At 55.3% G+C, this 11,788-nt stretch carries 10 protein-coding genes; 3 read left to right on the forward strand and 7 right to left on the reverse strand.

Annotated elements, in window-relative coordinates; translation table 11 throughout:
- Positions 1-194 precede the first annotated feature (194 nt).
- From R0135_RS03760 to R0135_RS03790, 7 genes are read right to left on the reverse strand one after another with little or no spacing between them, the layout of a single operon-like run.
- Complete coding sequence (locus R0135_RS03760) at positions 195-914, reverse strand: tyrosine-protein phosphatase (RefSeq protein ID WP_407348916.1); 720 nt, start codon at positions 912-914, stop codon at positions 195-197.
- A complete protein-coding gene (locus tag R0135_RS03765) occupies positions 911-3,199 on the reverse strand; it encodes a GumC family protein (RefSeq protein ID WP_407348917.1) in 2,289 nt (762 codons plus the stop codon). The genes R0135_RS03760 and R0135_RS03765 overlap by 4 nt, the downstream gene beginning before the upstream one ends.
- Positions 3,199-3,786: a polysaccharide biosynthesis/export family protein gene (locus tag R0135_RS03770; protein WP_407348918.1), complete on the reverse strand. Its 588-nt coding sequence runs from the start codon at positions 3,784-3,786 to the stop codon at positions 3,199-3,201. Before R0135_RS03770 ends, R0135_RS03765 begins: the two co-directional genes overlap by 1 nt.
- Complete coding sequence (locus R0135_RS03775; RefSeq protein ID WP_407348919.1) at positions 3,783-5,294, reverse strand: hypothetical protein; 1,512 nt, start codon at positions 5,292-5,294, stop codon at positions 3,783-3,785. Before R0135_RS03775 ends, R0135_RS03770 begins: the two co-directional genes overlap by 4 nt.
- Positions 5,295-5,306: 12 nt before the next feature.
- Positions 5,307-6,314: a hypothetical protein gene (locus R0135_RS03780; RefSeq protein ID WP_407348920.1), complete on the reverse strand. Its 1,008-nt coding sequence runs from the start codon at positions 6,312-6,314 to the stop codon at positions 5,307-5,309.
- Positions 6,315-6,326: 12 nt separating this feature from the next.
- Entirely contained in the window at positions 6,327-6,488 is a 162-nt protein-coding gene (locus R0135_RS03785; protein ID WP_407348921.1) for a hypothetical protein, read from the reverse strand.
- Between the two features lie 22 nt (positions 6,489-6,510).
- On the reverse strand, positions 6,511-7,218 hold the full coding sequence (locus R0135_RS03790) for a PEP-CTERM sorting domain-containing protein (protein WP_407348922.1): 708 nt from the start codon (positions 7,216-7,218) through the stop codon (positions 6,511-6,513).
- Between the two features lie 389 nt (positions 7,219-7,607).
- On the opposite strand from R0135_RS03790, the gene R0135_RS03795 reads away from it, so the two are divergent.
- The 3 genes from R0135_RS03795 (at position 7,608) to R0135_RS03805 (ending at position 11,782) form a co-directional block, all read left to right on the forward strand.
- Positions 7,608-9,464, forward strand: a complete 1,857-nt coding sequence (locus R0135_RS03795; RefSeq protein WP_407349875.1) for an asparagine synthetase B family protein — start codon at positions 7,608-7,610, stop codon at positions 9,462-9,464.
- Between the two features lie 195 nt (positions 9,465-9,659).
- On the forward strand, positions 9,660-10,358 hold the full coding sequence (locus R0135_RS03800) for a hypothetical protein (protein ID WP_407348923.1): 699 nt from the start codon (positions 9,660-9,662) through the stop codon (positions 10,356-10,358).
- Between the two features lie 32 nt (positions 10,359-10,390).
- On the forward strand, positions 10,391-11,782 hold the full coding sequence (locus R0135_RS03805; RefSeq protein WP_407348924.1) for an O-antigen ligase family protein: 1,392 nt from the start codon (positions 10,391-10,393) through the stop codon (positions 11,780-11,782).
- Positions 11,783-11,788 lie beyond the last annotated feature (6 nt).

Here is an 11,788-nt window from a genome sequence, read left to right on the forward strand (position 1 = left end):
ATCACTCGCCTCACCGCCTGACATATCAGACAGTCAGGCAGGCTACCGCAGGGTTTGCATGCCGCATCACTGCAAACACGCACCCTTATCTTGCCTTACGCAGTCCGGCTTCATGACGCAAAGCCTTTACTGCGTTAGTTCGTTGAACAACCGCCCTTTGGCTCGCGCTTAACTGCTGGCACCGACCCGTCGGGTCATGCCGCTACTGACTGATCCGTTTTGTGCTTCAAAAATAATTTACTGGCGATGTCGTACCCAACCAATTCCTGCGCACGCGTAAACGCCGCGCTCAGTGTCGGGGGTCGCGCCTTAAGGTTGTGCCCATCGCTTGCAATCACCGTTAACTTACCGGCCAGCAACAGCTCTTCGATCACCTGTTGCGCAGGCTCACCAAACTTACCAATGAGTGACCCGGCGGTACCCTGCAGCCAGCAACCGGCTTCTATAAACGGGTCCATAGCCGCGGGGTTCTTCATCACCTGCTTGTTGCGCTCGGGGTGCGCGATCATCGGCCGTATGCCGCGCTCTAACAGCCAGCGCACCATGTTCTGACTACCAGGCACAATGTGCCCATGCGGAAACTCCAGCAACATAATCTTGTAGCCGTCCACCTCGCCGTAAAACGGAATCTGGTCTCGCTGCACCTGCTCCATAAGATGGTCGCTTAAGCGCACCTCGGCGGCGTAGCCCAACTGTAGATCAACGCCCTGCTTGACCAACTCGTTCTGCAATTCGTCCCGGCCCCGCGCGATGACATCGCGCGTGTTCGGCCAGCGGCCCGGATGAATATGCGGTGTGGTCACCGCCACCTTAACGCCATCGTCCGCGGCCATGCGGCACATAGCCACCGCCGCGTCCAGCGTCTGGGGCCCATCATCAATACCGGGCAGCAAATGGCAGTGCATATCTATCATGCGGTAGCGGTGTCTTCGGGTTCGTGACTTTTGTAATAGTCGCCGTACTGCTTGTAGTGGCTCTGCCCGTAGTAGTACTTCTCGGCTTTTTCGGCGTCGAACTGATTAAGCACCACGCCGGTGAGCGGCTCATTAGACGCAATAATGCTCTGCACGCCCTTTTTTACCTGCGTTGCCGACGTAGAGTCGGCACGCACCACATAAATAACCGAGTCGGCATAGGACGCCAAAATGCGTGCGTCGCTCACCAGTAATACCGGAGCCGAGTCGATCACGATGCGATCGTATTTTTTAGACAGAGCACGCAAAGCCATAGAAAAGCGCTCGCTACTGAGCATCTCCAGCGGGTTAGTCGGAATGACGCCGGCCGGCATAACACTGATGCCCATGGCATCGACCCGCTCAATGCACTCTTCGATAGATCGGGTAGCCGACACATAATGCGAGAGACCCGGATGGTTGGGCTTTAGACCACAGCGCATCGCAATACTCGGCCGCCGCAGATCGGCACCAATGAGTAAGGTGTTTTCCATTTGTCCCAGTGCCGCGGCCAAATTCAGTGCCGTGGTGGACTTGCCCTCGCCGGGCACACTGGATGTGACCACGATAATCTTGCTGGGATTATCTAAATTACTCAGCACCACACCCGTTCGAATGGTTCTAAAAGATTCGGCAAACGGTCCATTGGGCCTGTCCCAAAACTGCTCAAAATCGCCTGCTTTACTGGTATCCATTAGCGGCACAGAGCCCAGCATGGGCAAGCCCAGTTTGTCTTGCAGGTCATCCGGCGTCTTGATGGTGTTGTCCAGTGACGTTAACAAAATGGCCACGCCGCTACCCAGCATCACCCCCAAAATCAACGCCAAGATCGCGGAGCGCTGCACATTGGGTTTAAACGGTGCGCCGGGCACCACCGCAGGATCTACGATGCGCGCATGGGGCTTCTCAAACCCGCCGGTTTGGCTGACGCTTTTAATACGGGTAAAGAACACATCGTAAAGCTCGCGATTGGTCTCTACCTCGCGCTGCAGCTCCTGCAACTCAAACTCTTTGCGGTTAAATTCCTGAACCTCGGTTTTGCTGGCCTCTAGCGTCGACTGCAGCTCACGCTCGTTGTTTTGGGCTACCGCGTACTCTCGTTCTATGCCGCTGACCACTTTGCGCACCTCTACGGACAGGTTCACGTTAGCGGCGTCCAGGTCAGTTTGCGCAGCGATCATCTTGGGATGCTTGGCGCCATAACGTTTGGCCAGCTCTGCCGCCGCTCGCTGCGCCGCCGCCTGCTCGCGCTTTAGGTCTTTCACTAGCGGGTGGTTGAGCACCGCCTGCAAGGTCATCAGGTCTTCTACATCCTGGCTGCCCAAGCGTCGTACTTCGTTAATAATGTTTTGCGCCTCTATGCGCGCCTTGTTCGCTTCTTGTAAGCGCTGGTTCAAGCTACTGAGATCGCCGTTACCCAGGCTGGTCACACCGCCCACGCTCACCAAGCCCTCCAGGTCTCTAAAGTCCTGCAAAGCCTCCTCGGAGCGACGCAAATTGGATTTAAGCTCATCGAGTCGCTCACTGAGCCAGTCCGTAGCCCGCACGGTGCCCGTAAGACGCGCTTCCATGTCTGCTTCGATAAATTCTTCGGCGATGGCATTGGCTACCCGCGCTGCCAATACCGCATTGCTGGATTCAAAGCTGATGTTGGCGACCATGCTAAATTCCACCGGACTCACGCTCACGGCACCCGCGACTTGATTAGCCACGCCTTGAATGCGCTTTTCGGTCTTTTCGGCCTCAGTCAGCTCTACCTTGGGGACCTCATCTTTAAACAGCCAGGGTGCTACGGCCTCTAAGGCGTAACGCCACCAGGCCTTGGCTGTCGGGCCTGCTTTGGCCGCGTCGTCCGGCGCAAGCTCTTTGGGCGCGTAAACCGGATGTTTATGTAGATTGAGACGGCGCACCACACGTTCGGCCAGTTCCCGGCTTTTGAGAATGTCGAACTGCGTATTGATCAGGTACATATGACTGGCCTGCACCGCATACACATCTTCGACGCCCACCAGGTTGGCTTGCTGACTCTCGAGCATGGTAGAGGCCGTGGCTCGGTACATGGGCACACGGGTAAGGGTAAACAGTGTTGCGAGCAAGCTCAGTGCCAGCGCAAAGCCCAGGATTCGCCACTTATAGGCCAACAGGACCCGCACCAGACGGCCAATGTCGATGACATCGTCATCGGCTTCGGGCATGTCCGAAAACTCATGCATCGATCGGCGCCCGGTAGGCTGCAGTGAATTCATCAGAAGAACGTGTCCTTAACCGTGATGATGTCGCCCGGCCTGATTCGATAATCCAGATCTACGCGCTCACCCTCTTCGCCTGCGGCGTTATCGGCAATCACCAGCATTTCTTTTTTGTTGGCTCTGGCGGTAAAACCCCCGGCCAGGGTTATGGCTTTGCGCAGCGTAAGCCCCGGCTGAAAATCCACGGCGCCCGGGTTCTTGACCTCGCCATTCACAAAGAACGGGCGGTACTCGACAATGCTCACAGACACCCGAGGATCCACCAGGTAATCCGGCTTGAGGCCTGCGGTAAGGAGGTTCTGCACATCATTAACGCTCAGGCCTTCGACCTCCAGCTCACCCAAAAACGGGAACGAGATCCGGCCGCGTTGACCAATGAGTAACTTCTCGAAGGTCAGGTCGGGCTCACCATAGGCATAAATGCGGATAGAGTCGCCGGCGTTCAGGGTGTAATCGTCCAACTGCGCAATCGCCAGCGGCGCGACAACACTCACGAGCAGCGACGCCAGCGCGGCCACAAAGACGCGCGCCTTGTGTGACAAATATTTCACAATAAGTGAACCATTAAGTTGCCTTACTATCATGTTCTCGCACTTTCCATGGACCCATCATCAGACCGCAGCCAGTCGTCAGAACGGTATATCATCCTCGGCGTCGACTTTCTTCTGTCGCCGTCCCGATTACACGACTCAGTCACAGTTTTACGCGGTGTACCGACCGTCGAGCGTCGATCATTACCCGCCTGCCGCGGATAGAACTGACGCAGACCCGTCACTTTGAGCAACCCCGAATGCTCCGCTCGCTGCTTTTTTTGCAGCCGCCACTTTATTGCATCCAGTACATCGGCCACTTTGTCAGAGTCTCCAACGCCAATCAGTGCATACACAGGAGCCCCTAACGCTTCGCCCTGACGATAGATCTCAAAGCCGAGAACTCCCGCCCGTCCACCCAGCAGTGCATACACGTCTTCTACCGCGCTGCCGGGGTTTAGACCACCGACGTAAATATGCTTAACCCCCTGAGCCACCCAGCCCGAGCGCTGTTGATAGGCGCGCATCCGAGGCACTGCCCGCCAGGGCCGACTGATCAAAAATGCATATCCGCAAAAAAGCAGGCCAAAGAGTACCAGAGACATAAGATCAGGGGCATCGAAATAATCAAGCGCGAGACCTACTGCCCCCAGCAGCGCCTGGGCAAGGGCGATGAGTATGACGGTATGGCGGACCCGAAACCCCGCATCCAAAAAAAGATGATGAATATGCCAGCGATCGGCATTAAAGGGAGATCGCCCCAACCACACCCGGCGCAACATCACACCCAGCGTATCTAACAGGGGCACCGCAAAAATCCACAGTGCGGTAACCGGTGCCATAGCCCGCTGCTCGCCCTGGCTGAGCACAATCAAGGAGTTTGCAAGCAAAAACCCCAATAAGGTACTGCCCGCGTCCCCCATAAAAATATGCGCCCGCGCGCGTCCGGGCAGCGGCATATTAAAAGCAAGAAACCCCAAGATACCGCCCAGGATGCACAGTAATATGAGTATCTGCAGCAGGTTGGATGCGCTAAAGGCAACAATGGTGAGTAAGGTAAAGCTCACAACCGACACGCTGCCCGACAGGCCATCGATGCCATCCATCATATTGAGCGCATTAATCGCACCGACCACGGCAAAAATCGTGACCGGCAATGCCAGCCAGTGCAGCGCAAAGGGTGTGTCGCCAAACAGGTAGCCCACATCCACCACAATCACGTTGCTGTAAATAAGCAGGCTTGCGGCAAAGATTTGCGCCCCAAAACGCACGCGCACCGAAATGTCGTGACGGTCGTCGATCAAGCCCACCACAAATAGCAAAGCGCCCGCAGCACCAAATACCGAGTTAATCGTTGATAGCCCTAAGCGCGGCGCAATCAACCAGGCCAGTGACAGACTAATAAATATCGCCAGCCCCCCAACCAACGGCACGTGGGCGTCATGCACCTTATGACCACCAGGCTTGTCCACAAGACCGATGTGTACAGCCACCGGCTTGGCGATAAATATCGTTAGCACCGATGCAAGGAACGCGACAAAGAGTACGGGTAATGTATACATAAGCGCCCCTTCCTAGCTCACCGCACTGAGTATTTGAGCGCATACCTTGGGGAGTTGCTGCATGTCGCTGGCATAGTTAAGGCGATAGATGGGCACCTGATCTACCAATCGCGACAACTCCACCGCTCGGCTTAGCTGTATGTCCAACGCGGCATAAGCGTCGGCGAGCATGCTGTTTTGCATCAGCTGCAGCAGCGCCGCTGCGCCGGCGATAGGTTCCACGCTGGGCGATATCGCGGTAGTTAAGGCGGGGGATGCATCTGAGTCGGTGTTTTTATCCGCAGCCGGATCTGAAGGCTCCGTTCGATCCAACACAAACAACGCCACCAGATCCCGGCGCGAGCGACACACCGCGCTATCGTCAGTCAGGGTCAGCTCGCGTTTGGCAAACCGGCTATGAACTCTGGGTAAGACTTGGGCGTCGCTACTGCTGACAAACGTCTGCGCGCTGTCAGGCCACAAACGCATAACAGGCTTTGCAGGATAGACACCAAAGCCCCTGGGCGATGCGGGGTACAGCGCCACCATATCGTCGGTGCAAAGTTGAGCACCGTGCTTGATCAAAGCGGCACTGAGGGTGCTTTTGCCACCCCTGCTTGGGGCCATAAGGCCAATGGCCCGATCTTCATCAATGGCCAACGCGTTCGCATGAATGCAGGGTATGCCGCGCAGCTCTAACCACAGGGCAAGCGCCAATGTCTGTAAATAGTGGGTGTAGGGCGTACCACCGTCCCAGTCGACCACGATACTGGCGGCGGTAATCTTGAATCTGCCGCTCCCCTCACAGGCGATAGACAGTACATAACCGTCTGGCGCCTTATACAAGGCTTGAGTGCTGCGGTAGCGCTCCCCGGCATCTTCTCGCTGCCAAATAGGCTCGGCGTCCGGGAGCAGCACAACATCCTCGATGAGTCGCAGCGCCGACAAGGTGTTAGCGACCGAGTCTGGTACCGAGCAACCCACCAACACGCCATGAAGAAGCTCGCCTTCTGACGAAGGCGCGTGGGGCGTCGAATTCATCGCGTAGGAGTCTTAACCCTGAAACGGGTTCCGCTTGGTCTGGCCGCCCTGCTCGTCGGGGACGCTGCCGGCAAAGCCCTGAGTGAGCGCCGCCAGCGTGCCGGCCGTCTCAAGCCTTGGCGAGGCGTACGCCTTTTTGCGCCGATTTGCCACGGTAGTGGACTCTATGTTCACAATAACTGCCTCCATGACTGAATCAAGCCTGCGCATTGGTGTTAGCGGGAGTTACCCGTCGGCGTCGGTCCACCAGCAGCAACCCGAGCCCCAACGCCATGGACAGCAGCGTTGCAGGGACAGGCACCGCGGCGACGCTGTCGGTGTCTGCAAGAAAACTAAGCTGTGACTGAGGCGCAAAGCCCTGAGCAAAGCTTACGTCCAGCGTGCTAAACAGGTCTGGACCACTAAATGGGTCGCTATAGCTGTAGCTGACATCGCTAATGCCCGGAAACAGTGGGTCGGCGAGGAACGCACGTCCAATGTCTGAGCCGGGCGTGCCCTCGGGTCCGACGGGCCCCAGGATGTCGAACACAATGGATCCGGGCAGTCCCCGCACCTGAAAACCCGAAAAGATAGAGGTCGAGAAGTTACTAAACGACCAAAGGCCGAGCACCGAATTGTCGATCAGAGAGTTTCCGCCGAGCGTAAAGCCCTGTTGGCTCAGCGACCAACCCGTACCGGCTGCAGCCCCTGCGAACCCCTCACCCTCGGGCACCGAGGCATCAGTGGAGGTTGCGCCCCAAACGGCAGTCTCGCTGCCGCCTCCCAAAAATGCCACCTCGACCTCAATACCGGTCATATCAGCGCCGGTGATCACCGACTCAATGGGTATGGCAAAGGTCGCGGCACTGTTTGCGCCCATAGCGGCAAAGACCGTAAGTGCGGTTGTTTTGAACAAAGACTTCATCGCGTAGCAGCCTCCATGGCTTTTCTGTAAACTGCGAAAATATTCATGAAAAAAGTATTATAAAGTAACATTTCCTTAGCTATGCAATTATTAAACCAATTTTTTTATTCTTTTTTTATCAGTTACTTAACAACTGTCGGGTAATATTTTGCGCTGCCGGTGTAAATAATCTTGACACTCATTATCGAGACGAACGGACGTAATAGTCTGTGCTTTTTGCCATTAAAACGGGCATTCATGCTGCAAACCCCGAAAACCAGAGGCGTGGGACGCAGACCGAACCCTGGCGCAGACAACAACCAAGACGCACATAACATGCACAAAGACAACGTAACACAGTCGTCAAATACCGCACCCTTGCAGTGCTTTTGTGCACAATATTTGTGCATATGATTGCTGCGGCCCTTGATTGGCTCAATCCAGCCCAGGCACGCCGTCACTGGCTGGCTATGCATAAAGACGGCACCAAAGACCTCGACCAATACCCAGCCGCGGACCGGCAGATCACCATAGAACATGGCCTATCGCACCCCAGTGCAGTGGCGCAGCTGGGAGTGCGGGAGCACAGCCTTCATACCGAGTGGACCCACCTGCGATTGGTGGCAGACGCGCGCATCGACAACCGCAAAGAGCTTTGGGAGCACTTAAAAGGCGCGCCCTACCTACGCGAAAACTCTAGTGACGGCGACCTAATCCTGGCTGCTTATGCACGCTGGGGCACTCACTGCGCCGAGCATCTTATTGGTGACTTTGCGTTCGTGCTTTTTGATGAACGCCATCAACAGCTTTTTGCGGCCTGCGACGGCATGAACATGCGGCCCCTACACTACGTGGCAACGCAAAATGGCGTCTGCCTGGCCACTAACGCCGAGCAACTACTGCGATTACCGTCAGTCACCCAAGATCTGAACGAGCTTGCCCTGGGGCTTTGGATTAGCGGCTACCCGGATCCCTGCCTACCGATGTTTAAAGATGTGCAGCGGCTTCGTCCGGGGCATTGTTTGATTGCTACGAGGGAGAGTCTGGAGGTTGCGCCGTATTGGGACCTTGAGCCATCTGACAACATACGGTACACCGATGAGCGCGAATACGCCGACCATCTTGAGGCGTTACTTAGCCGCGCTGTAAAGGATCGACTACACGGAGCAGGTTCTGCCACCGCGATGCAAATGAGTGGCGGTATGGATTCGACCAGCGTAGCGGCTATGGCCTGCCGCCACGCCCGGGGGCAAGCACTGCAGCCTGTCGCAATCTCTCATCGGTACCAACAGGGCAGCCACCAGGATGAATCGATCACTATCGAGAGCGTACGTGACCATATAGGACTTACGCAGCACAGGTATGTGGAGGCACATACGCACTTGGGACTGCCCTTTGCTGATCTGTATCCACCCCACATAGAGAGCCCTGGAACCCTGCTGTCGCCTCGCTACGGCGATGATATGCAAATCGCCCGTGATGCCGGTGCTTCGGTATTACTGACCGGCAGCGGCGGTGACGAAATGTGTTGGGGACACAGCCGCAGCTACAGCAAGCGACTCAATCGCGGCGACCTATCGGTTCTATCCGAGGTAATACGGGGCGTAAAGGAACAAAACCTGCCCCTCGCGCGGACCCTGCGTGATTTGTTTATCACCCCACTTGCTCCAACGGCGCTGGTTGATGCCGCTCGTGCCATTAAGGGGCGCGGTAAAAGCAATAGCTGGTTATCCGACGACGCCAGCGAGCGACTCGGCTTTGATGCGCATATAACTGAGCATAGTGCGCCCGCAACCATAGGTGACCCTGTATTTAGCGCGCGATACAACGCCCTGCGCTGGAGTTCGACGATACATTCGGTGCGCAGCCACGCTGCGGTCGGACGCGAATTTGGCGTCGATGTAAGACACCCGTTTTTTGATCGGCGCATCGCAGAGTTTAGTTTTGCAATACCCGATGACCTCTGGCTGAGGGATGGACAGCCCAAGTGGTTACTCCGACAGGCAATGGCCGGCTCGCTCCCCAATGAACTTTTGGACGCGAGACACAAAGTCATCTTTGACGGATTCTTCTTGCAACTACTGCAACGCAACCATGTAGAGGTGAGGAACCTACTCTCACACGCCTCTCTATACGACTTGGGGATCGCGAATCGAGATGCGCTGATTAAACAGTTCGATGCTGTTATAGCTAACAAGCATCCACTAAACGTAGAATTACTGTATGCCGTGCAACTTCAAAACTGGTTATCAATGCATGCGATCTAATGCACCCACTGTTAAGGCAGCATCCATTTTCTGCTGCCTTGCTTCACTTTCACCCTTCACCCCGCAAGGCGCGATGGACCGAGAAGTGGTTCTGCTGCTGCAGAACAACGTATTACCGCCGTGTGTTACACAAGCGCAGCCGCGTCCGATGAGCAATTGCATATGCACCTCACCGCTGGATGATCGTGTAGAAGCGTGCAGAATCTAGTCAGCCGAGCAAGCTGGCTCTGCGTTGCATTGCTTTGCGCATCCCTGAGCATCATCGCGATGCGTTGGACAGTGGGTGCTCTCGAACTGCAGGTCGTCAAAGCCGAATTGAAAAAAATCACAGCGCTGCGTGCTGTCCCTGACTTGTCCATGGTCGCAGAAAGGCTCGACAGCGCAGCTCGTCGCCAACCACTTAATGCAGATTTCTATGGTGCACAGGGGTTTGTACGATCTTTAGTAACAACTGCCCCCGAAAGCCTTCGATACACCACAACGCCTGATCTCCCTGATGCCGCATCAGCTGCCCGTGTATACAGGAAGGCCCTTATCGCTCGACCTCATAGCGGTCATCTGTGGGCTCTTTATGCTGAAGCGCTATATGCCAGCGAAGGCGCTACGGACACACTACGCCATGCACTAGAGCGATGTGCGACTCTGGCACCCCTACAGCATGCAGTAATAGTTCGAGAGCTCGTGATTATGCGCCAAATGACTCTTAGCGACATCGCGCTCCGACCGGCGGAGCAGAATCGACTGCGGGAGTTACTCACACTGTTGGCTGCACGTTCAAAAAAACAGTTATCAGCGATCATCGGTTCACCAGAAACAGCAGCAAGCCTGCTGAAATACACAGCCGATCCAGACATCGCCACCTGGCTGCAAGACCGGGCATCAGTAGTCCAGTGAAATCTATAGTAAATACGTGGAACGATCGAGCCGTGCTCGCAGTTCTATTGCTGTTACTGTTCATGGCGCCCATACCGCTCGGCAGCAAACATCCCCTGGGCGCGCTGTTCCTCACTACCGCATCATTAGTTCTTACCAGCATCTGGATAGCGACGAGCGCAATAACCGGGGCGCTAACGCATACCATGGGACGCCGCGAACGCCTGATAGCGTTGGCTTTCTCACTTTTCACTGCATACGTTTTTTTGTCGAGCGCTCCCCTAAGTATCGAATCAGTCCGCTTACTCAATCCGGCGGCCGCCGCGCACTATGAGTCCGTGCCAGATTTTGACCCTGCATCACCCGTAGCGCTTAGTCTGGATAGGGGCGCAACACTTGAGCGTGCGTTGCGCTCGGCAGCAATGACAGCTGTATTCGTAGTGCTTCTTTGCGTACTTCAGTCATCTCGGCGTATCAAACTTTTCGCCTATGGCTTAGCTGCGGCAGGAATAGCTCACGCAGCTTTTGCGCTGGTGGACATGCAATTTAGTGGCGCGATATTCCGACAACCCATAGCCGAAATTGCGTTAAGCACCTTCTCAATCGCGGGCACTTATACTAATCGCAACCACTTTGCGGGTCTGATGGAATTAACCTTAGCTTTGACGGTAAGCTTTTATTTTTTGCGCTCACGTTACAGAAGGACTGGCAAGGGCTGGCGATCAATAGTTCGAAGAGTATTCACTTACTTCTTTAGCGGCAGTATCTGGTACCTAATTGCGACACTACCCCCACTCTTAGCGCTGCTATTTAGTGCCTCCAGGGGCGGTGCGTTGTCCGCACTAGGAGCGTTAGTGATTAGTCTTGGCCTTGTAGCCTATAAAAAGCGTGGAGGCGCAGCCCCTGCACGAATGGTAACAACCGGCGTACTTATTATTCCTTTAATCGGCGCTTCAATACTTGCAATAGATAGTTTGCTTGAACGGGTAGAGCGCAACGGCTTACTGGATGATAGCCGTTACGAATTGCGACAGCTCGCCTACCGAGTGTTCAGCGACTATCCGGTTTTTGGCACCGGGTCAGGAACTTTTCGACACATCTATCCGGCGTATGAAACACAGCCTTTCAGTACAGGAAAAATGCTGCACCATGTTCACAACGATTATCTGGAGCTACTTCTGGAGAACGGGATAATCGGCTTCGCGCTCTTTGGAGGTGGAATTTTACTCTGGCTGGTCACCATGTGTGATGTACGACTAAACAACAATAGTCGCTGTAGCTTTGCTATCTCAATCGGATGCTTTGCCGGCGTAGTCGCACTGCTCATTCACTCGCTGGTCGACTGGAACCTGCAGATTCCGGCAAACGCATTGTGGTTCACTACATTCCTTGCACTTGGTCTTGCTGCCCGACGCGACGCGAATACGAACAAGGTTCAAGCCTAGAGTGGC

The sequence above is a fragment of the Congregibacter variabilis genome, assembly GCF_045689235.1.
Taxonomy (GTDB): Bacteria; Pseudomonadota; Gammaproteobacteria; order Pseudomonadales; family Halieaceae; genus Congregibacter; species Congregibacter variabilis.